This is a genomic window from Pseudomonas glycinis, from assembly GCF_054871425.1.
Map to the genome: position 1 here is coordinate 782,684 of NZ_JBTYHF010000001.1, position 26,402 is coordinate 809,085.

Annotated in this window: 23 protein-coding genes and 1 other RNA gene; 6 read left to right on the top strand and 18 right to left on the bottom strand. The window is 61.3% G+C overall.

Annotated elements, in window-relative coordinates:
- Window positions 1-17: 17 nt before the first annotated feature.
- Together ACYSTU_RS03505 and ACYSTU_RS03510 are read left to right on the top strand one after the other, a co-directional pair.
- On the top strand, window positions 18-1,334 hold the full coding sequence (locus ACYSTU_RS03505) for an OprD family porin (RefSeq protein ID WP_498996009.1): 1,317 nt from the start codon (window positions 18-20) through the stop codon (window positions 1,332-1,334).
- Between the two features lie 199 nt (window positions 1,335-1,533).
- Window positions 1,534-3,042: a sensor domain-containing diguanylate cyclase gene (locus ACYSTU_RS03510; protein ID WP_498996012.1), complete on the top strand. Its 1,509-nt coding sequence runs from the start codon at window positions 1,534-1,536 to the stop codon at window positions 3,040-3,042.
- Window positions 3,043-3,190: 148 nt separating this feature from the next.
- Here the strand turns inward: ACYSTU_RS03510 and lpxC are convergent, their stop codons facing one another.
- The 18 genes from lpxC to rsmI form a co-directional block, all read right to left on the bottom strand.
- A complete protein-coding gene (gene lpxC / locus ACYSTU_RS03515; protein WP_007916984.1) occupies window positions 3,191-4,102 on the bottom strand; it encodes a UDP-3-O-acyl-N-acetylglucosamine deacetylase in 912 nt (303 codons plus the stop codon).
- Between the two features lie 112 nt (window positions 4,103-4,214).
- Window positions 4,215-5,411, bottom strand: a complete 1,197-nt coding sequence (gene ftsZ, locus ACYSTU_RS03520; RefSeq protein ID WP_016773283.1) for a cell division protein FtsZ — start codon at window positions 5,409-5,411, stop codon at window positions 4,215-4,217.
- Window positions 5,412-5,514: 103 nt separating this feature from the next.
- Window positions 5,515-6,774 (bottom strand): cell division protein FtsA, encoded by a 1,260-nt coding sequence (ftsA, locus tag ACYSTU_RS03525; protein WP_016773282.1) that lies wholly within the window; start codon window positions 6,772-6,774, stop codon window positions 5,515-5,517.
- A 15-nt stretch (window positions 6,775-6,789) separates the two neighbouring features.
- Entirely contained in the window at window positions 6,790-7,656 is an 867-nt protein-coding gene (locus tag ACYSTU_RS03530) for a cell division protein FtsQ/DivIB (protein ID WP_039761388.1), read from the bottom strand.
- Between the two features lie 4 nt (window positions 7,657-7,660).
- Window positions 7,661-8,635, bottom strand: a complete 975-nt coding sequence (locus ACYSTU_RS03535) for a D-alanine--D-alanine ligase (protein ID WP_016773280.1) — start codon at window positions 8,633-8,635, stop codon at window positions 7,661-7,663.
- Window positions 8,632-10,092 (bottom strand): UDP-N-acetylmuramate--L-alanine ligase, encoded by a 1,461-nt coding sequence (gene murC / locus ACYSTU_RS03540; RefSeq protein ID WP_125917615.1) that lies wholly within the window; start codon window positions 10,090-10,092, stop codon window positions 8,632-8,634. Before murC ends, ACYSTU_RS03535 begins: the two co-directional genes overlap by 4 nt.
- On the bottom strand, window positions 10,085-11,155 hold the full coding sequence (murG, locus tag ACYSTU_RS03545; RefSeq protein WP_122611820.1) for an undecaprenyldiphospho-muramoylpentapeptide beta-N-acetylglucosaminyltransferase: 1,071 nt from the start codon (window positions 11,153-11,155) through the stop codon (window positions 10,085-10,087). The genes murC and murG overlap by 8 nt, the downstream gene beginning before the upstream one ends.
- Window positions 11,145-12,362 carry a putative lipid II flippase FtsW gene (gene ftsW / locus ACYSTU_RS03550; protein WP_016773276.1) on the bottom strand — a complete coding sequence of 406 codons (1,218 nt, stop codon included), beginning with the start codon at window positions 12,360-12,362 and terminating at the stop codon, window positions 11,145-11,147. Before ftsW ends, murG begins: the two co-directional genes overlap by 11 nt.
- A complete protein-coding gene (gene murD / locus ACYSTU_RS03555; RefSeq protein WP_498996025.1) occupies window positions 12,359-13,705 on the bottom strand; it encodes a UDP-N-acetylmuramoyl-L-alanine--D-glutamate ligase in 1,347 nt (448 codons plus the stop codon). Before murD ends, ftsW begins: the two co-directional genes overlap by 4 nt.
- Window positions 13,706-13,710: 5 nt before the next feature.
- Window positions 13,711-14,793: a phospho-N-acetylmuramoyl-pentapeptide-transferase gene (mraY, locus tag ACYSTU_RS03560; RefSeq protein WP_016773275.1), complete on the bottom strand. Its 1,083-nt coding sequence runs from the start codon at window positions 14,791-14,793 to the stop codon at window positions 13,711-13,713.
- Window positions 14,793-16,160, bottom strand: coding sequence for a UDP-N-acetylmuramoyl-tripeptide--D-alanyl-D-alanine ligase (locus tag ACYSTU_RS03565; RefSeq protein WP_024014246.1), 1,368 nt, complete (start codon window positions 16,158-16,160; stop codon window positions 14,793-14,795). The genes mraY and ACYSTU_RS03565 overlap by 1 nt, the downstream gene beginning before the upstream one ends.
- Window positions 16,153-17,616, bottom strand: coding sequence for a UDP-N-acetylmuramoyl-L-alanyl-D-glutamate--2,6-diaminopimelate ligase (locus tag ACYSTU_RS03570; protein ID WP_498996030.1), 1,464 nt, complete (start codon window positions 17,614-17,616; stop codon window positions 16,153-16,155). Before ACYSTU_RS03570 ends, ACYSTU_RS03565 begins: the two co-directional genes overlap by 8 nt.
- Complete coding sequence (locus ACYSTU_RS03575) at window positions 17,616-19,355, bottom strand: peptidoglycan D,D-transpeptidase FtsI family protein (RefSeq protein ID WP_174823877.1); 1,740 nt, start codon at window positions 19,353-19,355, stop codon at window positions 17,616-17,618. The genes ACYSTU_RS03570 and ACYSTU_RS03575 overlap by 1 nt, the downstream gene beginning before the upstream one ends.
- Window positions 19,355-19,648, bottom strand: coding sequence for a cell division protein FtsL (gene ftsL, locus ACYSTU_RS03580; RefSeq protein WP_016773269.1), 294 nt, complete (start codon window positions 19,646-19,648; stop codon window positions 19,355-19,357). The genes ACYSTU_RS03575 and ftsL overlap by 1 nt, the downstream gene beginning before the upstream one ends.
- Complete coding sequence (gene rsmH / locus ACYSTU_RS03585; RefSeq protein WP_016773268.1) at window positions 19,645-20,592, bottom strand: 16S rRNA (cytosine(1402)-N(4))-methyltransferase RsmH; 948 nt, start codon at window positions 20,590-20,592, stop codon at window positions 19,645-19,647. Before rsmH ends, ftsL begins: the two co-directional genes overlap by 4 nt.
- Window positions 20,589-21,044, bottom strand: coding sequence for a division/cell wall cluster transcriptional repressor MraZ (gene mraZ / locus ACYSTU_RS03590; protein WP_007917012.1), 456 nt, complete (start codon window positions 21,042-21,044; stop codon window positions 20,589-20,591). The genes rsmH and mraZ overlap by 4 nt, the downstream gene beginning before the upstream one ends.
- A gap of 402 nt (window positions 21,045-21,446) precedes the next feature.
- An RNA gene (gene rnpB / locus ACYSTU_RS03595) (RNase P RNA component class A) lies at window positions 21,447-21,800 on the bottom strand.
- 73 nt (window positions 21,801-21,873) lie between these two features.
- Window positions 21,874-22,779 (bottom strand): 16S rRNA (cytidine(1402)-2'-O)-methyltransferase, encoded by a 906-nt coding sequence (gene rsmI, locus ACYSTU_RS03600; protein WP_016773267.1) that lies wholly within the window; start codon window positions 22,777-22,779, stop codon window positions 21,874-21,876.
- 177 nt (window positions 22,780-22,956) lie between these two features.
- Here rsmI and ACYSTU_RS03605 point away from each other — a divergent pair, with 177 nt between their 5' ends.
- The 4 genes from ACYSTU_RS03605 (at window position 22,957) to ACYSTU_RS03620 (ending at window position 26,400) form a co-directional block, all read left to right on the top strand.
- On the top strand, window positions 22,957-24,768 hold the full coding sequence (locus ACYSTU_RS03605) for a penicillin-binding protein activator (RefSeq protein ID WP_122603712.1): 1,812 nt from the start codon (window positions 22,957-22,959) through the stop codon (window positions 24,766-24,768).
- The gene (locus ACYSTU_RS03610) at window positions 24,768-25,130 is read left to right on the top strand and encodes a YraN family protein (protein ID WP_016773265.1); all 363 of its coding nucleotides are present in this window, start codon (window positions 24,768-24,770) and stop codon (window positions 25,128-25,130) included. The genes ACYSTU_RS03605 and ACYSTU_RS03610 overlap by 1 nt, the downstream gene beginning before the upstream one ends.
- Window positions 25,131-25,231: 101 nt before the next feature.
- The gene (locus tag ACYSTU_RS03615; protein ID WP_008082788.1) at window positions 25,232-25,825 is read left to right on the top strand and encodes a phosphoheptose isomerase; all 594 of its coding nucleotides are present in this window, start codon (window positions 25,232-25,234) and stop codon (window positions 25,823-25,825) included.
- Window positions 25,822-26,400 carry a BON domain-containing protein gene (locus ACYSTU_RS03620; protein ID WP_024014250.1) on the top strand — a complete coding sequence of 193 codons (579 nt, stop codon included), beginning with the start codon at window positions 25,822-25,824 and terminating at the stop codon, window positions 26,398-26,400. The genes ACYSTU_RS03615 and ACYSTU_RS03620 overlap by 4 nt, the downstream gene beginning before the upstream one ends.
- Window positions 26,401-26,402 lie beyond the last annotated feature (2 nt).

The following is a 26,402-nucleotide window of genomic DNA, read 5'->3' on the forward strand; positions in this document are numbered from 1 at the left end:
AAGGAGCTCCATCGCACGTGTTTTACCCTGCCCGCCTCACCCCTCTGTTCATTGCGATTGCCGCAACGATTGCCCCCGCTGTCCACGCCGATGAGTCTGCCCAACAGGGCTTCGTCGCAGGCTCGAGCCTCAACCTCAACGCCCGCAACTACTACATGAATCGCAACCGCTTGCAGAAGGCGGACGACAATATCGAGTGGGGTCAGGGTTTTCTCGGCGTATTCCAGTCTGGCTACACCGAAGGCACGGTCGGCTTCGGCGTCGATGCCCATGCCATGCTCGGCTTGAAACTCGATGGCGGAGGCGGAACCGACGGTTCGAGCATCCTGCCGATCAGCGATGGCAACGGCAAAGCGCCGGGCTCGTTCTCCACCGCAGGCGGGACGTTGAAGCTGCGCGCCTTCGATACCGAGTTGAAGGCCGGTGACCTGTTCCTCACCAACCCGGTCATCGCCGGCGGCGACACGCGGATGCTGCCGCAGACCTTTCGTGGCATCAGCCTGAGCAACCACAGCTTCGACGGCTGGCTGATCGAAGGTGGCCAGGCCAGTTTCACCAAACCCTATAACCAGAGTGGTCATACCCGCATCGGGACGTCATACGGCACCCTCGCCGACGGCGACGAAAGCCAGCACCTGAACTGGGCCGGTGTGGCCTGGAGCGGCGTTGAGGGCCTGACCAGCAGCCTTTACGCGTCCGAGCTCAAGGACATCTGGAACCAGTACTACTACGACCTCGACTACACCTGGCAACTGAACGATCTGGTCAGCCTCAACCCGGGCGTGCACTTCTATCACACGCAGGACACCGGCGATGCGCTGCTCGGCGACATCGACAACAACACCTGGAGCACTCATCTCACCGTCGGCATCGGCAACCACAGCGTCACTGCCGCGTATCAGCGGGTCAACGGCAACACGCCGTTCGACTACATCAGCCAGGGCGACAGCGTTTATCTGGACAACTCGCAGCAGTATTCGGACTTCAACGGCCCGAACGAACGTTCCTGGAAGCTCAAGTACGCCTACGACTTCACCGGTGCCGGCATGCCAGGGTTAACCTCGGCGCTGTCTTACTCACGCGGCACGGTCGACCTGACCGAAGCCGACCCGGACAGCACAGGCTATTCCAGCTGGTACAGCGCCGACGGCCATAACGCCAAGCATTGGGAACGCGACATCGATTTGCAGTACGTCGTACAAAGCGGCCAGGCCAAGGATCTCGTGGTGCGCCTGCAATGGGCGACCAACCGGGGCGGCAACGGCTACGGCGCGATTGATTCGGATACAGATGAATACCGCGTGATCATCGACTACCCGGTCAACGTCTTCTAAGATCGGCGCTGCGTTTTACAGATCCTGTGATCTACCCTGTGGGAGCGAGCCTGCTCCGGGCGGCGTTCCGACGAAAGCTGATTGTCAGTCAACATCTGTGTTGAATGACACACCGCTTTCGCGAGCAGGCTCGCTCCCACAGGTTCGTCCGGCGTCAGCCCTACTAAGCTTACGAAACCACTCCTACCGACAGCCCATCATGATCGCCAGCCGCACGCCTTCCATCACAGGCCTTACCGGTCGCCCCGAGCGCCTGCTGATCCTCGGCAGCCTGCTGACCGTGATTGCGATGGTGTGCATCGTCACCTTCCTGCTGATCCGCGAGTACGCCAGTGCGCAGGAAGTCGCCACGCGCCGCGCCACGACCATCGCGCAATTGATCGATGCCGATGTGCTGCGCACCGTCGAGCTGTACGACCTGACGCTGCAAGGGCTGATCGCCGCCGCTCAGCGTGACCACCTGCAGAACGTCTCGCCGCAGATCCGTCATCTGGCGCTGTTCGATCGCTCTGCCACCGCGCGCTTCAAGGGCGACATCCTGCTGCTCGACAAGCATGGCGAGGTGATCGCCGACTCCTCGCGCATCGAAGCGAAACCGGGCAATTTCGCCGACCGCGATTATTTTCTCGCTCACGCATTCAACCGCGATATCGGCATGTTCATCAGCCGCCCGTTCAAGACCCGCTGCGATTGCGAAGAGGCCGATCAGTGGCGCATCAGCTTCAGCCGGCGCATCTCCTCGCAGACCGGTGAATTCCTCGGCGTGGCGGTGGCGTCGCTGAAACTCGACTATTTCGACGACCTGTTCAAAAGCCTCGACATCGGCACCGACAGCACGTTGAACATCATCAACAGCGATGGCGTGCTGCTCGCGCAGAAGCCGTATCTGCAGAGCGATTCGGTCGGCAAGAGTTTCGGCAACCGCCCCAATGTCGTGCGGATTCTCAACGATCGCGATGGCAGCGGCAGTTTCACCAGCACCTCGAGCATGGATGACCAGCGGCGGCTCTATACCTACTCGCGGGTCGGCAATCTGCCGTTGACCGTGATGGTCGCGCTGTCCAGCGAGGAAGTGTTCGGCACCTGGCGGCGCACGGCGATCCTGATCAGCGGCGCCACCGGCGTGTTGTGCCTGGGGCTGTTGTGGCTGACCTGGCTGCTCGCCCGGGAACTGCGTTTGCGCCATCGCGCCGAACGCGAACTGGCGCAACTGGCTGCCACCGATGACCTGACCGGCGTGGCCAACCGGCGCATGCTCGATCAGACCCTGCGCCACGAGTGGTTCCGCGCCCAGCGCTCGGGCCAGCCGCTGTCGGTGATGATGATCGATGCCGACCACTTCAAGGCCTTCAATGATCGCCATGGCCATCAGGCTGGGGATCAGGTGTTGCGTGAACTGGCCAAGGTGATCACGGCGAACGTGCGACGCCCGGCGGATTTGGTCGCGCGGTATGGCGGTGAAGAGTTTTCGGTGATTCTCGCCGAGACCGACAGCGCCGGGGCGCAGCAGATCGCCGAGCAGATTCGCCAGGCTGTGGAAAACTTGCCCTGGGTTGAAGGCGCTGAGCGGGCGATGACCGTGAGTATCGGCATTGCTACGTGGACATCGGCGAGCGAGATGACCCTGGAGCAGCTGCTGTTTGCGGCGGACAAAGCGCTGTATCAGGCCAAGGAAGGCGGGCGTAATCGCGTTGTAGTGCCAGTTTAAAGTCAAAAGATCGCAGCCTTCGGCAGCTCCTACATCTGGAATGCGTTCCCCTGTAGGAGCTGCCGAAGGCTGCGATCTTTTGCTTTTGAAAGGGCATAAAAAAAGGCCATCCGAGGATGGCCTTCAAAAAACTAGAGAGGTTTTTTACTTACACCGCCGCAACCGGGCGCATGTAAGAGATTGGTGCGGTGCTGGCGTCTTCGAACGTCACCACTTCCCAAGCGTCTGTCTGCTCAATCAATTTGCGCAGCAGCTGATTGTTCAGTGCATGACCGGACTTGAAGCCTTTGAACTCACCAATCAGGCTGTTGCCCAGCAGGTACAGGTCGCCAATCGCGTCGAGGATCTTGTGTTTGACGAATTCGTCTTCATAACGAAGACCGTCTTCGTTCAACACGCCATCAGCGTCGACCACGATCGCGTTTTCCACGCTGCCGCCGAGTGCGAGGTTGTGCTTGCGCAGGTACTCGATGTCACTCATGAAACCAAAGGTACGAGCGCGGCTGACTTCTTTTACGAACGAAGTGCTGGAAAAATCCACGCTTGCACTCTGGGTGCGGTCCCGGAATACCGGGTGATCGAAATCGATCTCGAAGCTCACCTTGAAGCCTTCGAAAGGGACGAAAGTGGCGCGCTTGTCGCCGTCTTCCACTGTCACTTCACGCAGGATGCGGATGAATTTCTTGGCGGCGTCCTGTTCTTCCAGGCCTGCCGATTGAATCAGGAATACGAAGGGTCCAGCGCTGCCATCCATGATCGGGACTTCGGACGCGGAGAGCTCGACGTAGGCGTTATCGATGCCCAGGCCAGCCATGGCCGAGAGCAAGTGCTCTACCGTGTCCACTTTGACGTCGCCATTGATCAGCGTCGTCGACATAGTGGTTTCACCGACGTTTTCCGCGCGGGCAGGAATCTGCACCACAGGGTCGAGGTCAGCGCGACAAAACACAATGCCAGTGTCGACAGGCGCAGGCTTGAGGGTCAGATAGACCTTCTCACCGGAGTGCAGGCCTACACCTGTGGCACGGATAATATTTTTCAGTGTGCGTTGTTTAATCATGGCTTGGGCCGCTTCAGCGCAAATTGCGAACTGGTATCAACAAAGGCTGGCGATGATAGCAGACCATGCCTTTGCTGAACACCAATCACCTTCATAGCCCTGATACATTCCATCAATCGGCCTGACGACGCAGGAATGCCGGAATGTCCAGGTAATCCAGGTCATCCTGCGGATTCATCTTCGCGGCAGCCGCAGCACCGGCCTGAGCCTGGTTGCGCATGACGGTCGGACGGTCCAGATCACGGTAGTTCACCGCTGGCTGCTCCTGACGGGCCGGAGCCGGTTGTTGCACCTGCGCCGAAGCCATCGAGGTGTGCACGGTGTTGTCGATAACCTTCACAGGCTTCTCGATTTTCGCGCCCAGACCGGTGGCAACCACGGTTACGTGCAGCTCGTCGCGCATGTCCGGATCGATAACGGTACCGACCTTGACCATCGCGTGCTCGGAAGCGAAGGCTTCGATGATCGAACCAACGTCGGAGTACTCACCCAGGGACAGGTCAGGACCGGCGGTGATGTTCACCAGAATGCCGCGCGCGCCTTGCAGGTTGACGTCTTCCAGCAACGGGTTGCGGATTGCCGCTTCGGTAGCTTCACGTGCACGGTTCGGACCGCTGGCGCAGCCAGTGCCCATCATCGCCATGCCCATTTCGCTCATCACGGTGCGCACGTCGGCGAAGTCGACGTTGATCATGCCCGGACGCTTGATGATGTCGGAGATACCGCGAACGGCACCGGCCAATACATCGTCAGCCTTGGCGAAAGCCGACAAGAGGCTTGCGTCTTTGCCGAGGATGGTCAGCAGTTTTTCGTTCGGAATGGTGATCAGCGAGTCGACGCTTTCCGAAAGCATGCGGATGCCTTCGTCGGCGATCTGCATACGCTTGCGGCCTTCGAACGGGAACGGACGGGTCACGACCGCAACGGTCAGAATGCCCATTTCCTTGGCCACTTCAGCGATGATCGGCGCTGCACCGGTACCGGTACCGCCGCCCATGCCGGTGGTGATGAACACCATGTTGGTGCCGGCCAGCACTTCAGCGATGCGCTCACGGTCTTCCAGAGCGGCTTGACGGCCGACTTCAGGGTTGGCGCCGGCACCCAGGCCCTTGGTCACGCCGGTGCCCAGTTGCAGAATGGTCCGCGCGCCGATGTTTTTCAGCGCTTGAGCATCGGTGTTGGCGCAGATGAACTCAACGCCTTCGATGTTGCTCTTGACCATGTGATTGACAGCGTTGCCGCCGCCACCGCCGACACCGATAACTTTGATTACCGGGCTTGCGGGGATGTTGTCTACGAGTTCGAACATTTTCCCTCTCCTTACATTCTCTAGTTTTTTCGCCTACTGCTGTTTGTAGCGGTGTATCTACTGCAGTTGCTTGCCGCTTGAAGCTTGTCGCTCCAGGCTGCTTTTAAAAATTGCCCTGAACCCACTTTTTCAGTCGGTCCAGCAACGGCGCCTGAGGCTCTTCGCTGCTGTAGCTGTCGCGGCTGCCGATGCCGGAGAACGAAACTCCGTCGGACTGCTTCTGCAGCCCGTACATCAACAAGCCGACGCCAGTGGAATAAATCGGGTTGCGTACCACGTCATCCAGACCTTTCACGCCATGCGGCACACCGAGGCGCACCGGCATGTGGAAGATTTCTTCGGCCAGTTCAGTGGCGCCTTCCATTTTCGACGTACCGCCGGTGAGCACGATGCCCGCCGGGATCAGGTCTTCGTAGCCGCTGCGACGCAGCTCGGCCTGGATCAGGGTGAACAGTTCGTCGTAACGCGGCTCGACCACTTCGGCCAGGGCCTGACGCGACAGTTCGCGCGGTGGACGGTCGCCAACGCTCGGCACCTTGATGGTTTCGCCGGCACCGGCCAGTTTGGCCAGGGCGCAGGCGTAACGGATCTTGATCTCTTCGGCGTACTGGGTCGGGGTGCGCAACGCCATGGCGATGTCGTTGGTCACCTGATCACCGGCAATCGGGATCACCGCGGTGTGACGGATCGCGCCTTCGGTGAAGATCGCGATGTCGGTGGTGCCGCCGCCGATGTCGACCAGACACACGCCCAGTTCTTTTTCGTCGTCGGTCAGCACCGAGTAGGCCGAGGCCAGTTGCTCAAGAATGATGTCGTCGATTTCCAGACCGCAGCGACGCACGCATTTTTCAATGTTCTGTGCAGCGTTGACGGCGCAGGTGACCACGTGAACCTTGGCTTCCAGACGCACGCCGGACATGCCCAGCGGCTCGCGCACGCCTTCCTGGTTATCGATCACGTAATCCTGCGGCAGGGTGTGCAGCACGCGCTGGTCAGCCGGGATCGCCACGGCCTGGGCGGCGTCGAGTACACGCTCAAGGTCCGCCGAGCTGACTTCACGATCACGGATCGCAACGATGCCGTGGGAATTCAGGCTGCGGATGTGATTGCCGGCCACGCCGACGAACGCCGAGTGAATGCGGCAGCCGGCCATCAGTTGGGCTTCTTCGATCGCGCGCTGGATCGACTGCACGGTGGACTCGATGTTGACCACCACGCCCTTCTTCAGGCCGCGGGACGGATGCGTGCCGATCCCGACGATTTCCAGCTGGCCGTCGTCCGCGACCTCGCCTACCAGCGCCACCACTTTGGAGGTGCCGATATCCAGACCGACGATCATTTTGCCGCTTTGCACGTTTGCCATGGGTCCTGCCTCTTCTTAATTCTTTGCGACAGCGGGTTGGGCTGTCGTCGGCGCTACGGGTTCCCGCCAGCCAACAGCGAGGCCGTTGGCGTAGCGCAGATCGATGCGCGCAATGTTCGTAATCTGCTCTTTCAGCGTCTTGTCATAGATGGCGATGAAGCGGCGCATCTTTTCCACCAGGTTGCCGCGTCCCAGCAGCAACTCGATGCCGGGGCCGGAACTGCCGGCACCGGTGGTCAGGAACCAGCTGCCGCGTTCACGCAATTCCAGGCGTGCAATCGAAAAACCCAGCGGCCGCAACATCTGGCTCAGCACCTGATACTGCTGCATCACCTGCTGCTGAGCCCGTTGTGGGCCGAACAGCTGCGGCAGGTGTTCATAATTCGCCAGTTCCTTGGGCGTGAACGCCTGGCCCTGGTTGTTGAGCAACGACTCATCGCCCCAACGCGCCACCGGCAATTGCTCTTCGAGGCGGATCACCACCTGATCCGGCCACACCCGACGCACTTCGGCGTGGGCGATCCAGGGCATCTGCTCGAGCTCGGTACGCATACCGGCGAGGTCGATGGTGAAGAAGCTCGACGCCACGAACGGCGCGATCCGCTGCTGCACCGCCTGCTGGCTGATGTAGCTGAGGTCGCCCTGCACCGCGATCTTGCTGATCGGGCGGTCGGCGTACGGCAGCAAACGCTGCGCGCCTTCGTAGGTGCCAAAGCCCAGCGCCACCAGCAGCACTGGCCAGAACAGGCTTTTCAGAAAGCTGAAATTGGCTTTCGGCAGGCGCGCGGACATCGGCTCTTTCGCCACCATTCGGCTGGCACCCCGCGGCACCGGCTTGCGGCCGGGTGCGGGTGGCTGATGTCTGAGATGAGCGCCTTGCATGGTCTTAACCTCGCGCCTCTGTTGCGCCTGCGTCTTCAACGCTGGCGGCCAGAATGGCCAGAACCAGTTGCTGGAAATCCAGACCGGCAGCCCGCGCCGCCATCGGCACCAGGCTGTGATCGGTCATGCCCGGTGCGGTATTGACTTCGAGGAACCAGAACTGCCCGTCGGCGTCCTGCATCACGTCCGCCCGGCCCCAACCGGCGATACCCAGCGCCTCACAGGCCTTGGCCGTGAGTTCCATGAGTTCCTGTTCCTTGGCCGCGTCGAGCCCGCACGGAATGCGGTACTGGGTATCGTTGGCGATGTACTTGGCGTCGTAGTCGTAGAACGTGTGCGGTGTACCCAGGGCGATAGGAGGCAACACCTGGTCACGCAGGGTGGCGATGGTGAACTCCGGACCTTGAATCCATTGCTCGACCAACACTTGCGAATCGTAGGTACTGGCCGCTTTCCATGCGTCGATCAACTCGGACGCAGAATTCACTTTGGCCATCCCGATACTTGAACCTTCATGCGCCGGTTTGACGATCAAAGGCAGGCCCAGTTCCGTCGCTGCGGAAATACAATCGGCTTCGCTGCACAGTACGGCGTGACGCGGCGTCGGAATCCCGAGACTGTGCCAGACCTGCTTGGTACGCAGCTTGTCCATCGCCAGTGCGGAAGCAAGAATGCCGCTGCCGGTGTACGGGATGCCCGCGCACTCGAGCAGGCCCTGCATGCTGCCGTCTTCACCGCCGCGACCGTGGAGAATGATGAACGCGCGGTCGATCTTTTCGCTGAGCAGACGCTGCAGGAAGTCTTCGCCCACATCGATACCGAACGCGTCGACGCCAGCGCTTTGCAGCGCTTCGAGCACGGCGTTGCCGGATTTCAGCGAAACCTCACGCTCGGCACTCAGGCCGCCGAAGAGCACGGCGACGCGGCCGAAGTCTTTCGGCGCGATGGTGGAGAACAGCTTGGCGTAGGCAGCAGTCATTTCAACTTCCCCTCGACCGGCGCCGCCACGGCGCCGGCGAACAATTCACTTTTCAACAGCTTCGGCGCGAGACCGCCGATATCACCAGCGCCCTGGCACAGCAGAATGTCGCCGGCGCGCAGCAGCGGCTTGACCAGCGGCGCCAGGTCAACGCCCCGCTCGATGTAGATCGGGTCGAGCTGACCGCGCTGGCGGATGCTGTTGCACAGCTTGCGGCTGTCGGCGCCCGGGATCGGCTCTTCGCCGGCCGGATAGACTTCCATCAGCAGCAGCACGTTGGCGTCGGCCAGTACATTGACGAAGTCGTCGTACAGATCACGGGTGCGGCTGTAGCGATGCGGCTGGTAGACCATCACCAGACGACGCTCCGGCCAGCCACCGCGCACGGCTTTGATCACGGCAGCGACTTCGGTCGGGTGGTGACCGTAGTCGTCGACCAGCATCACGTTGCCGCCGTCCACCGGCAGTTCGCCGTAGACCTGGAAGCGTCGGCCAACACCCTGGAAGCCTGACAGGCCCTGAACGATGGCTTCATCGCTGACGCCTTCGTCGGTGGCGATGCAGATGGTCGCCAGCGAGTTGAGCACGTTGTGATTGCCGGGCATGTTCACCGACACGTCCAGCGGCTCGCGATCCGGGCGCAGCACCGTAAAGAAGGTCTGCATGCCCTGCTGGCGCACATTGATTGCGCGTACGTCGGCGTCTTCGCTGAAGCCGTAGGTCACGGTCGGACGTTTCACCAGCGGCAGGATTTCGCGCACCACCGGATCGTCCAGGCACATCACCGCCAAACCGTAGAACGGCAGGTTGTGCAGGAATTCGACGAAGGTTTTCTTCAGTTTGTTGAAGTCACCGTCGTAGGTCGCCATGTGGTCGGCGTCGATGTTGGTGACCACGGCCACCAGCGGCTGCAGATGCAGGAAGCTCGCATCGCTTTCGTCGGCTTCGGCGATCAGGTAACGGCTGGTGCCGAGCTGGGCATTGGTGCCCGCTGCATTGAGGCGGCCACCGATAACGAACGTCGGGTCCAGACCACCGGCCGCGAACACCGAAGCGATCAGGCTGGTGGTGGTGGTTTTGCCATGGGTACCGGCGACGGCGATGCCGTGGCGATAGCGCATCAGCTCGGCGAGCATTTCTGCACGCGGCACTACGGGAATGCGGCGCTCAAGGGCAGTCGCCACTTCCGGGTTGGACGTGTTCACTGCGCTCGACACCACCAGCACGTCGGCGGTAGCGGCGTTCTCGGCACGGTGACCGATGAAGATCTGCGCGCCAAACGACTCCAGGCGTTCGGTGACCGGGGACGCTTTCAGGTCGGAACCGGAGACTTGATAGCCCAGGTTCAACAACACTTCAGCGATACCGCACATGCCCACGCCGCCGATGCCGACGAAGTGGATGCGGCGGATGCGGCGCATTTCCGGTTGTGGAATGGCTTTCTGATTCTCAACCATGGGCCACCTCCAGACAGGTATCGACCACGCTACGGGTGGCATCGGGTTTGGCCAGTCGGCGGGCCGCTTGGGCCATTGCTTCGAGTCGTTGCGGTTGCATCAAGACCTCTGTCAGGCGCGCGGCAAGATCCGCGGCACCAGTCGTTCTTTGCGGCATCAGGAAGGCAGCGCCTTCGCGGGCCAAATAATCGGCGTTGCGGGTCTGGTGATCGTCGATCGCGTGGGGCAAAGGCACCAGCATCGAGGGCAGACCGGCGGCCGCCAGCTCACTGATGGTCAACGCGCCAGCGCGGCACACCACCAGGTCAGCCCAGCCATAGGCCTGGGCCATGTCTTTGATGAACGGCTGCACCTGCGCCTCCACACCCACGGCGCGGTAACGCTCGGCAGTCACTTCATCGTGATTTTTGCCGGCCTGATGAAACACTTCCGGGCGCAGGTCGGCAGCGACTTGGGCCAGGGCTTCAGGCAGCAATTTGTTCAACGGTTCTGCGCCCAGGCTGCCGCCAAGGATCAGCAAACGCGCCTTGCGCCCGGCCAGCGCCGGTCGCGATGTTTCGAGGAACAGCTCGCTGCGCACCGGATTTCCGGTGGTACGGCGGCTGTCCGACAGAGTAAAGGTGTCGGGGAACGCTTCACACACTCGGGCGGCGAACGGCACCAGCAACCGATTGGCGGTGCCGGCGACAGCGTTCTGCTCGTGAACGATCACTGGCACGCCGGCCAGTTTCGCAGCAAGGCCACCAGGGCCGGTCACATAACCGCCGAAGCCAACCACGCACACCGGCTTCAGACGGCGCATGATCGCCCGCGCCTGCCACACCGATTTCAGCAGCATCAGCGGCGCCTTGAGCAGCGACAGCTTGCCCTTGCCGCGCAGACCGCTGGCGTTGATCCGGTGCAGTTCAAGCCCGGCCGCCGGAACCAGTTCGTTTTCGATCCCCCGTGGCGTGCCGAGCCAGTGCACGGTGTAGCCGCGCGCCTGAAACTCGCGGGCACAGGCCAGCGCCGGGAACACGTGGCCGCCGGTACCGCCGGCCATGATCAATACGTTAGCGCCCATGAGTCGGCTCCTCGGCGAAGTCGCTCTCCTGGAATTCCATCTCTTCGCTGCCCAGGTGGGTCCGACTCTCCCACTCGATGCGCAGCAACAGACCCAGACAGGCACAGCAGATCACCAGCGAGCTGCCGCCGTAACTGAGGAACGGCAAGGTCAGTCCCTTGGTTGGCAGCAGGCCGACGTTCACACCGATGTTGATCAGGAACTGACCAATCCACAGGAACGACAAGCCGTAAGCCACGTAAGCGGCGAAGAACTGCTTGGCCTTCTCCGCCCACAGGCCGATGTACATGCCGCGAATACACACGAACACGAACAGCGCGACGGTGCACAGCGAACCGACCGCACCGAGCTCTTCGGCGAGTACCGAGAACACGAAGTCGGTATGCGCTTCCGGCAGATAAAACTGCTTCTGCACGCTGTTGCCCAGGCCGACGCCCAGCCACTCGCCGCGACCGAAAGCGATCAAGGCCTGCGACAACTGATAACCGGCGCCGAACTGGTCGGCCCACGGGTCGGCGAAGTTGGTCAGACGCGCCATTCGATAGGGCTGCATCTGGATCAGCAAAACCACCGCGCCAACCGCCAGCACCACCATCAGCGAGAAGCGGAACAGCCCGACCCCGCCAAGAAACAGCATCGCCGCCGCCGCGCCCATCATGACTACGGTGGCACCGAAGTCCGGCTCCATCAGCAACAGACCGGCCATTGGCAGCAGAACGATGAACGGCTTGAAGAAGCCCATCCAGCTCTCGCGTACTTCTTTCTGCCGGCGCACCAGATAACCGGCGAGGTAGATCACCACGAACACCTTGGCGATTTCCGACGGCTGCACGTTGAAGAAGCTGAAACCGATCCAGCGCATCGAACCGTTCACTTCGCGACCGATGCCGGGAATGATCACCATCACCAGCAGGCCGAACGCACCGATCAGCATCATCCAGCCGAGGCGCTGCCAAGTGGCGATCGGGATCATCATGGTGACAATGCACGCGCCCAGACCCAGCACCACATAGATAAGGTGGCGAATCATGTAATACAGCGGACTGCCCGACTGCGCCGCCGCCACTTCGGTGGACGCCGAAGCGATCATGATCAGCCCCAGACCCAGCAGCGCCAGGCAACCGGCGAGCATCGGGAAATCGAGGTCGATGCCACGCCCGGTGATCAGCGGCGACGGGTACGGCTTGATGATGTTTCTCAGGTTCATGCCAGTTCCTCCACAGCGCGGACGAACTGGTGACCACGGTCTTCGTAATTCTTGAACATGTCGAAACTGGCGCAGGCCGGCGACAGCAGCACCACGTCACCCGGTTGGGCAGCGGCGCGGCATTGCGCGACGGCGTCGACCAGCGAGGACGCACGGATCAGCGGCACGGCATCACCGATGGCTGCGCCGATCTTGTCGGAGTCGCGGCCCATCAGCACCACAGCGCGGCAGTTGGCCGCCACCGGATCGCGCAGATCGTTGAATTCGGCGCCTTTGCCGTCACCGCCGGCGATCAGAATGACCTTGCCGTCGATGTCTGCGCCCAAACCTTCGATGGCGGCCAGAGCGGCGCCAACGTTGGTGGCTTTGGAATCGTTGTAATAGGCCACGCCGTCGAGATCGCGGACCCACTGGCAACGATGCTCGAGGCCGGCAAACGTACGCAATGCAGAGAGCATGGCGTCGAACGGCAGGCCCACCGCGTGACCCAGTGCCAATGCGGCGAGAGCGTTGGACTGGTTGTGCGCGCCGCGAATCTTCAGTTCACGCACCGGCATCAGGTTCTGGAATTCGAAGGCCAGATACTTCTCGCCGTCTTCTTCGCGAATGCCGAACGCTTTGAAATCCGGTTTGCTCAGGCCAAAGGTCCAGCATGGCTGACCTTCACCGATCAATGGACGGCTCAGGGCATCCTGACGGTTGACCACAAACTGCTTCGCGCCCCGGAAGATCCGGTGCTTGGCCAGGTGATAGGCCGGCAGACCGCTGTAGCGATCCATGTGGTCTTCGCTGATGTTCAGTACGGTGGCGACCTCGGCGTTGAGCTGGTCGGTGGTTTCCAGCTGGAAACTCGACAACTCCATTACGTACAACTCGACATCATCGCTGAGCAGATCCAGCGCCGGGGTGCCGAGGTTGCCGCCAACGGCGACGCGCTTGCCGGCAGCAGCCGCCATCTCGCCGACCAGAGTAGTGACGGTGCTTTTCGCGTTGGAACCGGTGATCGCGACGATCGGCGCCCGCGCATTACGCGCGAACAGTTCGATGTCGCCGGACATTTTCACGCCACGGGCAGCGGCGGCTTGCAGGGCCGGGGTCGCCAGCGCCAGGCCGGGGCTCACGTAGAGCTCGTCGGCACGGCAGAGGAATTCGACGTCCAGCTCGCCCCAACGCACTTCCACGTGCGGATAGTCACGCTTGAGCGTGGCCAGTTCCGGTGGATTTTCCCGCGTGTCGGCCACAGCAAACGACGTGCCCCGGTTCGCCAGGAAGCGAACCAGGGACATGCCGCTCTTGCCGAGGCCGACAACGATGCGGAAGTGGTCAGAAGCGATCAGAGACACTCGTTCTACCTCAGCTTCAGGGTGGCAAGGCCGACCAGGACGAGAATCACGGTGATGATCCAGAAACGGACGATCACGCGCGGCTCGGGCCAGCCCTTGAGTTCAAAGTGGTGGTGTATCGGCGCCATGCGGAACACGCGGCGACCGGTCAGCTTAAAGGAGGCAACCTGAATGACCACTGACAGGGTTTCCATCACGAACACGCCGCCCATGATGAACAGGACGATTTCCTGACGGACGATCACCGCGATGGTGCCCAGTGCCGCGCCGAGTGCCAGGGCACCGACGTCGCCCATGAACACTTGCGCCGGATAGGTGTTGAACCAGAGGAAACCGAGACCGGCACCGATCAGCGCACCGCAGAACACGATCAATTCGCCCGCGCCCGGCACGTAAGGAATCAGCAGGTATTCGGCGAATTTCACGTTACCCGACAGGTAGCAGAAAATCCCCAGGCCGCCGCCGACCATCACGGTTGGCATGATCGCCAGACCATCGAGACCATCAGTCAGGTTGACCGCGTTGCTCGAACCGACAATCACGAAGTAGGTCAGCACGATGAAACCGGCGCCCAGCGGAATACTGTAGTCCTTGAGCATCGGCAGAATCAGCGTGGTTTCCACCGGCGTCGCGGCAGTCATATAAAGGAAGATCGCTGCGCCGAGGCCGAACACCGACTGCCAGAAATACTTCCAGCGGCTCGGCAGGCCACGGGAGTTTTTCTCGATGACTTTGCGGTAATCGTCGACCCAGCCGATGGCGCCGAACAGCAGGGTCACCAGCAGCACCACCCAAACGTAGCGGTTGCTCAAGTCAGCCCAGAGCAAGGTGCTGACGCCGATCGACGACAGAATCAGCGCGCCACCCATGGTCGGCGTACCGGATTTGGACAGGTGCGATTGCGGGCCATCGTTACGTACCGATTGGCCGATCTGACGGTTCTGCAGAGTACGGATCATCCACGGGCCATAGCACAGCGACAAGACCAGCGCGGTCAGCACACCGAGAATCCCGCGCAGGGTCAGGTACTGGAAGACCGCGAAGCCTTTGTAGAACTGTTGCAGATACTCCGCTAGCAGCAGCAGCATTAATGTTTCTCCAGACTGGACCCGCACAGAGCCGCAACGATGTTTTCCATCGCTGCGCTGCGCGAACCCTTGATCAAAATGGTGGTGTTTGTGTCCTGCTCGGCGGCGAGGGCCTGGATCAGCTCGGCCTGGGTGCCGAAGTGCTGCGCCTGCTCACCGAAAGCGTTTACCGCGTGGACCATGTTCGGCCCGACCGCGTAAAGCGCGGAAACCTTGCCTCGGGCGTACTCGCCCACGTCGCGGTGCCCCTGCTCCGCCCAGTCGCCCAACTCGCCGATATCGCCGAGCACCAGGACGGTGCGGCCGGAAAAGCCGGCGAGTATATCAACGGCCGCGCACATCGAGGTGGGGTTTGCGTTGTAGGTGTCATCGATCACGCGCATGCCGTTTTTCGCCAGTTGCGCGACGGTGCGCCCCTTGACCGGTTGCACCGCGCCGAGGCCGGTGGCGATGCCGAACAGCGAAACACCCAAGGCGTGGGCAGCAGCGGCGGCAGCCAGGGCATTGGCGACGTTATGAGTACCGAGCAGGTTCAGTTGCACGCGCTCGCTACCTTCTGGCGTGTGCAGGTTGAACGCCGGGCAACCACGGGCATCAGTGGCCAGATCGCTGGCGTGGAAATTCGCCTCGCTGTTGCTGAGAGCGAAGGTCAGCACCTGACGACCGGCAGCGCGGGTCTTCCAGATACCGAAAGCCTTGTCATCGAGGTTGAGCACGGCGATGCCATCGGCGGCCAGGCCTTCGATGATTTCACCTTTGGCTTCGACGATTTTTTCCGGACCGCCGAACTCACCGACGTGAGCGGTGCCGGCGTTGTTCAGGATCGCCACATGCGGCTTGGTCAGGCCGACGGTGTAGGCGATTTCACCGAGACGCGAAGCGCCCAGTTCGATCACGGCCGAGGTGTGTTCCGGCGCCAGTTCGATCAGGGTCAGCGGTACGCCGAGGTCGTTGTTCAGGTTGCCACGGGTCGCCAGCACCGGACCGCGCGTGCGCAGGATGCTCGCGAGCATTTCCTTGACCGTGGTCTTGCCACTGGAACCGGTCACCGCCGCTACTGGCTGGGTGAACGCAGCACGGTTCAACGCGCCGAGTTGGCCGAGGGCCTGACGGGTGTCCTTGACCAGCAATTGCGGCAACGCGCTGTCGGCGACTTCGCGCTCGACCAGTGCCGCCACGGCGCCTTTGCCGGCAACGTCGTTCAGATAATCATGACCGTCGAAACGCGGACCGGTCAGGGCGATGAACAGCTGGCCGGGCTGGATCGCACGGCTGTCGATGCTCACGCCGTCGAAACTCGCGTCGGCGCCGATCAAACGGGCCTCGAGCGCGTTGGTCAATTCGCTGAGTGTCAGGGCCTTAAGCATGGGCCACCTCCCACGCGGTCAGGGCGTGATCAGCCTCGACCAGATCGGAAAACGCATGGCGCACGCCGTTGATTTCCTGATAGTCCTCGTGACCTTTGCCGGCGAGCACAATCACGTCATCAGCGGTTGCGCCAGCAATCAATTGCGCAATGGCCTGGCCGCGACCGGCGACGAAGGTGACTTTATCCACAGCGGTAAAACCGGCACGGATGTCGTCGAAAATCACCGCAGGATCTTCGGTGCGCGGGTTGTCATCGGTGACCAGCACCTGGTCGGCCAGACGTTCGACCACTTCGGCCATCAACGGACGTTTGCCACGATCGCGATCCCCGCCGCAGCCGAACAGGCACAGCAGTTGGCCTTTGACGTGCGGGCGCAGTGCGGTGAGAACTTTTTCCAGCGCATCCGGGGTATGGGCGTAATCGACCACCACCAGCGGCTGCGTGCCGCCACCCAGACGCTGCATGCGCCCGGCCGGGCCTTCGAGCTTGGGCAGCACTTTGAGAATTTCGTCGAGGGCGTAATCCAGGCCAAGCAAGGCGCCGACTGCGGCCAGCACGTTGCTCAGGTTGAAACGGCCGAGCAATGTGCTGCGCAGGTGATGCTCGCCCTGCGGCGTGACCAGCGTGGCGCGTACGCCGTGGTCGTAGAACTGCGCTTCGCGGCAGAACAGGTAGGCACTGCTGTCGAGCAGGCTGTAGGTGATCAAACGCGACTCGCGCTTTTCCGCCGCCAGTTGCCGGCCGAAATCGTCGTCGAGGTTGACCACGCGGCATTTCAGGTCATTCCAGGCGAACAGCCGGGCCTTGGCCTCGGCGTACGCCTGCATGGTGCCGTGATAATCCAGGTGATCGCGGGACAGGTTGGTCATCACCGCCACGTCGAAGGCCAGCGCGGTGACCCGGCCCTGATCCAGACCGTGGGACGAGACTTCCATGGCCACGGCTTTCGCGCCGGCCTTTTTCAGGTCACCCAAGGTCGCTTGCACGGCAATCGGGTTCGGCGTGGTGTGCAGGCCGCTTTCCAGCGCGCCATAGAAGCCGGAACCCAGCGTACCGACAATGCCGCAATGCTGGCCGAGCAGATCCAGCGCCTGCGCGACCAGTTGGGTCACGCTGGTCTTGCCATTGGTGCCGGTGACGCCGATCAGGTTCAGGTGGTGACTCGGTTCACCGTAAAAACGCCCGGCAATGTCCGACAGCTGCGCCGCCAGCCCCTTGACCGGAATCAGCGGCACGTCAGTGATCGGCAGCACGGTGGCGCCTTCGACTTCATAAGCCACGGCAGCCGCGCCGCGTTGCAAGGCATCGGCGATGTGCGCACGGCCATCGAAGCGGCCACCGGGCACGGCGAGAAACAGATCGCCGGCGCGCACGTTGCGGCTGTCCAGCGCCAGTTCACGGATCAACAGATCGTGGCCGGCGTGGGGGAATATCTTGTTCAGACTTAATGACATCAGCCGCGCCCTCCATTGGCTTTCAGCGGAACGACCGGGGTGGCATTGGCCTGTTGGGTGGTCGGCAGGTTGTCCGGGGTCACGTTCATCAGGCGCAGGGTGCCGGACATCACACGGCTGAACACTGGCGCCGACACCAGACCACCGAAGTAACCGGCCTTGGTTGGCTCATCAATCACCACAACGATGGCGTAACGCGGATCGCTCATCGGGCCGAAGCCGGCGAACAGCGAACGGTAGGAGTTTTCCGCGTAGCCCTTGGTGCCGACCGAGGTCTTGCGCGCGGTACCCGACTTGCCGCCGACGTGATAAGCCGGCACCTGCGCACGGAACACTCCGCGCGGCGCTTCGATCACTTGCTGCAACATGCCCTGCATGGTTTTCGCCACGGCTTCCGGCAGCACTTGGGTGGTCTGCGGCATCTTGTCGGTTTTGATCAGGGTCAGCGGCGCGAGGCGGCCGTTGTTGGCCAGTGCCGAGAACGCATGCACCAGCTGGATCGCGGTCACGGAAATACCGTAGCCGTAAGACAAGGTTGCAGTTTCAGCCTTGCGCCATTCGCGGTAGTTGGGCAGATTGCCGACACGTTCGCCGGGGAAGCCCAGGCCGGTGTCCTGACCGAGGCCGACTTTCTGCGCGAGACGGAAAATGGTTTCGCCGCCGATATCGAAGGCGACTTTACTCATGCCGACGTTACTGGAATTGATCAGGATGCCGGTCAGATCGAGCACCGGCCCTTCGGTCTTCGACACGTCTTTGATGGTGTATTTGCCGATCTGCAACGAGCCCGGATACACCTCGACGGTGTCGCTCGGTTTCCAGCGGCCGGTTTCGATCGCCGCGCTCATGGAAATGGCTTTCATGGTCGAACCCGGTTCGAACACGTCGATCATGGCGCGGTTGCGCATCATCGCCGGTTGCAGGTTGCGACGGTTGTTCGGGTTGTAGGTCGGCTGGTTGACCATGGCCAGGATCTCGCCGGTCTTCACGTCCATGATCACCAGACTGCCGGCCTTGGCGCCGTTCTCGATGATCGCGTTACGCAGTTCGCGGTTGGCCAGGTATTGCAGACGCAGATCAATCGACAACGCCAAGGGCTTGCCGGCCTTGGCGTTTTTGGTGACCTGAACATCCTTGATCAGCCGGCCACGGCGATCCTTGATGACTTGTCGTTTGCCCGGCACCCCGGCCAGCCATTCGTCATAGGCCAGCTCGACGCCTTCGCGACCGTGATCGTCGATGTCGGTAAAGCCGACCATGTGCGCGGTGACTTCACCGGCCGGATAGAAACGACGGAATTCTTCGATGCCATAGACGCCCGGCACTTTCAGATCGAGCACAGCCTGGCCCTGCTCGGGGGTCAGCCCGCGCACCAGATAAATGAATTCTTTGTTGGCCTGGGCTTCGAGGCGCTCGCTCAGGGCTTTCGGGTTCTGGCCCAACGCGGCGGCAAGTGCCGGCCACTTCTCTTTGGCCGACTGCATTTCCTTGGCGTTGGCCCACAGCGTGGTCACTGGCGTACTGACGGCCAGAGGCTCGCCGTTACGGTCGGTGATCAGGCCACGGTGCGCCGGAATCGGAATGTGGCGCAGGCTGCGCGCGTCGCCCTGGCCTTTGAGGAAGTCACGGTCGACCACTTGCAGGTCGATGATGCGCCAGCAGATCGCCGCGACCATCAGACCGAGCAGCGCCACCATCAGGCGGAAGCGCCATGGGAACAGTGCGCCTTCGAGTTTCATCATGGCGCCACCATCTTCACGTCAGCCGCGCCAGGGATGTGCATTTTCAGTTGTTCGGTGGCCAGCACTTCGATGCGACTGTGCGCAGTCCAGGTGCTCTGCTCGAGAATCAGCCGCCCCCACTCGGCCTGCGCCTTGTCGCGCACGCTGAGTTCGTTATAAAGGGTGTTGAGCAACTGCCGGTTCCAGTGCGCGCTGTACGACACGGCAATGGCCGAAAACAGCACGCCGATAAACAGCAGCAGCATCAGAAAGCTGCCGCCGGGCAGTGGTTTGGCGAAAAGCTTGCTCACCGCAACTTCTCCGCGACACGCATGACGGCGCTACGGGAACGTGGGTTGGCTTTGAGTTCGGCGTCGGAGGCCGTCTGCGCTTTGCCGTGGATTTTGATTTTCGGTTCGAAGGCGACGTGGCGAACCGGCAGGTTGCGCGGCAGGTTGTCGGCCTCGCCTTTCACCAGCTTGCGCATGAACAGTTTGACGATGCGGTCTTCCAGCGAGTGGAAGCTGATGACCACCAGACGGCCGCCAACTTCCAGCGCTTGAAGCGCGGCGTCGAGGCCGGCTTCCAGATCGCCGAGTTCGTTATTGACGTGAATGCGCAAACCCTGGAACGCGCGGGTAGCCGGGTTCTTGCCCTTTTCCCACGCCGGGTTGGCGACTTTCAGCACTTCGGCCAGATCGGCGGTGCGCTCGAACGGCTTGATGTCTCGGCGCTCGGCGACGGCACGGGCCATACGCCCGGAAAAACGTTCTTCGCCGTATTCCTTGAACACCCGGGCGATTTCTTCCACTGGCGCGGTGTTGACGAATTCAGCAGCGCTGATGCCGCGGGACGGGTCCATGCGCATGTCCAGCGGCCCGTCATTGAGGAAACTGAAGCCGCGCTCGGCGTCATCGAGCTGCGGCGACGACACGCCGAGGTCGAGCAGAATGCCGCTGACCTTGCCGGTCAGGCCTTGCTCGGCAACCACCGAACCGAGCTCGGCAAAGCTGCGCTGCACAACGACAAAGCGGCCGTCTTCGGCCGCTAGCGTTTGCCCGGTGGCAATCGCTTGAGGATCCTTGTCGAATCCGATGAGTCGACCGTCCGGCCCGAGCTGGCTGAGGATCAACCGACTGTGCCCGCCGCGCCCGAACGTGCCATCCAGATAGCAGCCATCAGGACGTACGGCGAGAGCCTCGACGGCTTCGTCAAGCAGTACGGTGATGTGGTTAAAGCCGCTATCAATAGTCACAGGATCAAATCACGCAGTTCATCAGGCATCGCGCCCGGTTGTTGAATAGCAGCAAGGTCAGCGGCAGATACCGCGTTCCATGCATCCTCGTCCCACAATTGGAACTTGTTCAGTTGGCCGACCAGCATCGCGCGCTTATCGAGCTTGGCGTATTCGCGCAAACGCGGCGGAACCAGGAAACGACCACTGCCATCGAGTTCGAGGTCGACGGCATTACCAATCAATAAACGTTGCAGGCGACGGTTCTCTTCGCGAAGCGAAGGGAGTGCGCGCAACTTGGTTTCAATAATTTCCCACTCATCGAGCGGATAGACACACAGGCATGGATCAACGGCATCAATGGTCACGATCAATTGGCCGGAACTGCGCGAATCGAGCTCGTCACGGTACCGGCTCGGCATGGCGAGACGGCCCTTTGCATCGAGACTGATAGCGTTAGCTCCGCGAAACACGTCAGCGTTTCTCCAATTTTTATCGTTTTGAGCTCAAAAAACCCACTTCATGCCACTTTCCGCCACTTGCGCACACTATAGGAATGCGCCCACCACACCGTCAAGGCGCGGATTAAAGGAAAAGCCTTACAGAACGGAGATTTAGCGACGTAAAAGGAGGCTCAACGAGAATCTGACGTGAAGTTTTGGTCAATAACTTGATGCAGCACTGAAAGCTGCGCTCGAAAGTTAAAGTAGTTTGTTAAGAGTAAGATTTTTTCGGTATTACAAAGGCGCTTCGGCTGTTGATTGAAGCAGGGTGGGAAAAGGCTATTACCGCATTTGCCGCTGCCGGAATTTCAGACCAGGCCAGCTGATATTACACAGCCGCGTCTTCTTTGTTTCAAGCAGGGAAAGAAAAAGGTGGAGAGTCGATCTGTAAGCCGGGTTCTGTCTTGAACAGTCATTCGTCTACGATGGCCATCACTGGACATCTTTAGCAACCTACCCGGTCCCAGCGCGGGCCACGCCTTGGGACCCTATTTGGTCTTGCTCCAAGTGGGGTTTACCTAGCCACGAACTGTTGCCAGACGTGCGGTGCGCTCTTACCGCACCTTTTCACCCTTACCGGCGCTTGCGCGCTTAGGCGGTTATTTTCTGTGGCACTTTCCGTAGGCTCACGCCTCCCAGGCATTACCTGGCACTTCGCCCTATGGAGCCCGGACTTTCCTCCCCCCCCTAATTTTCATAGAGGGCAGCGACTGTCCGATCGACTCTCCGCCGCGAAGGTTAACGGCAGAGCGCCGGAAGAACAAGCGCTAAAACCCTCAAGAACGCCATGGGCGACGGCTTACACGCCTTTCTGTTTATCCAGCGCCACCTGATACAGCACGTTTTTGCGCTCGCCGGTGATTTGCGCTGCCAGTGCGGCGGCGCGCTTGAGCGGCATTTCCTCCAGAAGCAGATCGAGGATGCGCATGGCTTCGCTGCTGACCGCGTCCTCCGACTCCGGCGCGGTCCAGCCGGCCACCAGCACTACGCACTCGCCGCGCTGCTGATTGCTGTCGGACTCGACGAACGCACGCAGCTCGCTGAGCGGCAGGCCTTTGAGGGTTTCGAAGGTTTTGGTGATTTCCCGCGCCAGCAGAGCCTGACGCTCGCCGCCAAACACTGCTTCCATATCCTGCAGGCATTCGAGAATGCGATGCGGCGCTTCATAGAAAATCAATGTGCGCGGCTCTTCTTTAACCGCTTCCAGACGCGCCTTGCGTCCGACCGACTTGGCCGGCAGAAAGCCTTCGAAGATAAAACGGTCGGACGGCAAGCCCGCCGCCGACAGCGCCGCGATCAACGCGCAGGCACCCGGCACCGGCACCACGTTGATGCCGGCCGCACGGGCCTGACGCACCAGGTGATAACCCGGATCGGAGATAAGCGGCGTGCCGGCATCAGAGATCAGCGCGACGTTGTCGCCCGCCAGCAACCGCGTAATAAAGCGGCTACCCTCATCCCGCTCGTTGTGTTCGTGACATGCGGCCAAGGGCGTGCCGATGCCGAAGTGCTGCATCAGGCGCGCCGAATGCCGCGTGTCTTCCGCTGCAATCAGGGCCACTTCACGGAGGATTTTCAAGGCCCGGGCGCTGATGTCGTCCAGGTTGCCGATGGGCGTCGCCACCACATAAAGCGAGCCAGCAGCGGAATTCAAAGGACCTGGAGCAGTCAAAGCGCACACCTCGTGATCGGTAAAAGCGGCCATTGTAGCGCGTCATGAGGCTTGCGATGCGCTCCGGCCGAGTGCGGTTTTTCGCCCGGTTGTGCGCTGCCGCAACATTTACTCCAGCTAAATTGACCGATTCACGCCAGTAACATCGCGCCCCGGCCAGTGCTTGGGTACAATTCCACGCTAATTTGATCGAGTATCAGGAACACTTACATGATCGCTTGCCTGCGGCTGTTCACTGCCCTCTGCCTCGCTGCCTTGTTGGCCGCGTGTGCCAGCTCCCCTTCCTCCAGCCTTGGCGAACTTCCACGGACTCCGGACGCCAGCATCGAGCAACTGCTCGAACAGGCTGCCCAGGCTAAAACCCCGGAACAAGCCGCCCTGCTGCGCCTGAGCGCGGCGGACCAGGCTTACCGCCAAGGCAATGCCGGCCAGTCCGCGCAAATCCTGCAACAAGTGCCGGTGGAGCAACTCAAGCCAGGCCAGCAGATTTTCGCCAATACGCTGTCCGCCGAACTGGCCATGACGCGCAATCAGCCGAAAGCTGCGCTGACCGCCCTGAGCCATCCAAGCTTCCAGAAGCTCGGGGAAATGCCGGAAGAGCAGCAAGTTCGTACCGGCACTGTTCACGCCCGCGCCCTTGAAGCCGATGGCCAGACGCTGGCCGCTGCCCGTGAGCGTGTGTTCATCGCACCGATGCTGGAAGGCGAAGCGGCGAGCAAGAACCACGAAGCGATCTGGACCCTGATCGCTTCGCTGCCAACCGATCAATTGCAACCGAACAACACCGACGATCTCGGCGGTTGGATGGCACTTGCGCAAGCGGTGAAAACCGCAGGCACGCTGGAACAGCAACAAGCCGCGATCGACAACTGGCGTGCGCAGAATCCAAAGCACCCGGCGGCGGTCAACCTGCCGCTGCCGCTGACCAAACTCAAGGAACTGGCCAGCCAGCCACTGAGCAAAATCGCCCTGCTGCTGCCACAGGACGGCCAATTGGCGTCGGTCGGCAAAGCGCTGCGTGAAGGCTTCATGGCCGCGCATTATCAGGCGCAACAGGCCGGCCAGAACCCCCCTGCCATCGAGTTCTACGACAGCTCGAAGCTGACCTCGATGGACGAGTTCTATCGCAAGGCCCAGGCTGACGGCGTGCAACTGGTAGTCGGCCCGCTGGAAAAACCACTGGTCAAGCAACTGAGCACTCGCCCGCAACTGCCAATCACCACCCTGGCGCTGAACTACAGCGAAGGCGAACAAGGTCCGGCGCAGTTGTTCCAGTTCGGTCTGGCAGCTGAAGACGAAGCTCGCGAAGTCTCCCGTCGCGCCCGCGCCGATGGCCTGCATCGCGCCGCGATCATGGTGCCGAAGGGCGAATGGGGCGATCGCGTCCTACGTGCCTTCAGCCAGGACTGGCAAGCCAATGGCGGCAGTATCGTTGCCACCGAGCGTGTCGATCAGCCGGTGCAACTGGCCCAGCAGATCGCCGACATGTTCCAGCTGCGTCAGAGCGAAGCTCGCGCCAAGAGCCTGCAGAATGTTGCCGGCACCAACGTCGCCGCGCAGCCTTCGCGTCGTCAGGACATCGAATTCATCTTCTTGGCCGCCACGCCGCAACAGGCCCAGCAGATCAAGCCGACCCTGAACTTCCAGTACGCCGGTGACGTGCCGGTCTACGCGACTTCCCACGTGTACAGCGCCAGCGGCGACGTCAACCAGTACAACGACATGAACGGCATTCGCTTCTGCGAAACCCCATGGCTGCTGGAAACCAGCGATCCGCTGCGCCAGCAAGTAGCTGCGCAATGGCCGCAAGCCAATGGCAGCCTCGGTCGCCTGTACGCCATGGGCGCCGACGCCTATCGCCTGGCACCGCGCCTCGGCCAACTCAAGGCCCTGCCGGACAGCCGCATCGAAGGTCAGTCGGGCAGCCTCGGCATGACCCAGACCCAGCGCGTTGTGCGCCAGTTGCCGTGGGCACAGTTCGTCAGCGGTCAGGTGCAGCGCCTGCCGGACACACCGCGCTAATGCCCGACAGGTCACGCTCGCAAAGCGGCAAGGATGCCGAGCGCCAGGCGCTTGAACATCTGCAACAACAAGGTCTGCGCCTGCTGGCGCAGAACTGGTTATGCAAACGCGGCGAGCTTGATCTGGTCATGCTTGATGGCGATACAGTAGTATTCGTTGAAGTTCGCTACAGAAAAAACACTCAATGGGGTGGCGCGCTCGCCAGTATCGACGAGCGCAAGCAGCAGAAACTGATCTTTGCAGCACAGTATTTTCTTCAGCGCGAGTCGCGTTGGGCCAATTCCCCCTGCCGCTTCGATGTGGTGGCGATCGACAGCCACCCGAATCAGCTGAACTGGTTGCAGAATGCTTTCGACAGTTGATCGCCTGCACCCTGCCCTGTTTTCGTCCGACACATTTTGCTCTTTGCTTTGCCGGCTGCACATTCACGTGCCGAACAGCCGCGCCACTTAAGGTCACACAGATGGACATGCAATCCCGAATTCGCCAGCTTTTCCAGGCCAGTATCGACACCAAGCAACAGGCGATGGACGTACTTGCACCGCACATCGAGCAAGCCAGCCAGATCATGGTCAACGCCCTGCTCAACGAAGGCAAAATGCTCTCGTGCGGCAACGGTGGTTCGGCCGGGGATGCCCAGCATTTTTCTTCGGAGCTGCTCAACCGCTTCGAGCGCGAGCGTCCGAGCCTGCCGGCGATTGCGCTGACCACCGACACTTCGACGATCACCTCGATCGCCAACGATTACAGCTACAACGAAGTGTTCTCCAAGCAGATTCGCGCGCTCGGCCAGCCGGGCGATGTGTTGCTGGCGATTTCGACCAGCGGCAACTCGGCGAACATTATTCAAGCGATCCAGGCCGCACATGATCGCGAAATGATTGTCGTAGCTTTGACCGGACGCGATGGCGGCGGCATGGCGTCGCTGCTGTTGCCCGAGGACGTCGAGATTCGCGTACCGGCCAACGTCACTGCACGTATTCAGGAAGTCCACTTGCTGGCGATCCATTGCCTTTGCGATCTGATCGACAGCCAACTGTTCGGGAGTGAAGAATGACCCCTAATCGCCTTGGCCTTTTGGCCTTGACCCTGTGCCTCGGCATCAGCGGCTGCACCTCGGTGGTGAACGCCAGCCGTGAAGCGCCGATCGAAGACGACCGTGGCACGCGCACCTTCGGCAGCAAGATCGACGACTCGCTGATCGAAACCAAAGCAGGCGTGAACATCGCCAAGGCCGATCCGGCACTGGACAACGACTCGCACATCGTCATCACCAGCTTCAACGGCGTCGTCCTGCTCGCCGGCCAGACTCCGCGCGAAGACCTCAAGGCCAAAGCCGAACAGGCAGCCGCCAATGTCCAGCGCGTGAAGAAGGTGCACAACGAACTGCAAGTGCTGCAACCGTCCTCCCTGCTCGCGCGCCAGAACGATGCGTGGCTGACCACCAAGATCAAGACCCAGATGCTCACCGACGCCAGCATTCCTGGCTCGCGCATCAAAGTCGTGACCGAGAACGGCATCGTCTACCTGCTGGGCCTGCTGACCAAACAGGAAGCCACTCAGGCAACCAATCTGGTTCAGGGTGTGTCTGGTGTGCAGAAGATTGTGAAGCTGTTCGAATACATCGACTGACC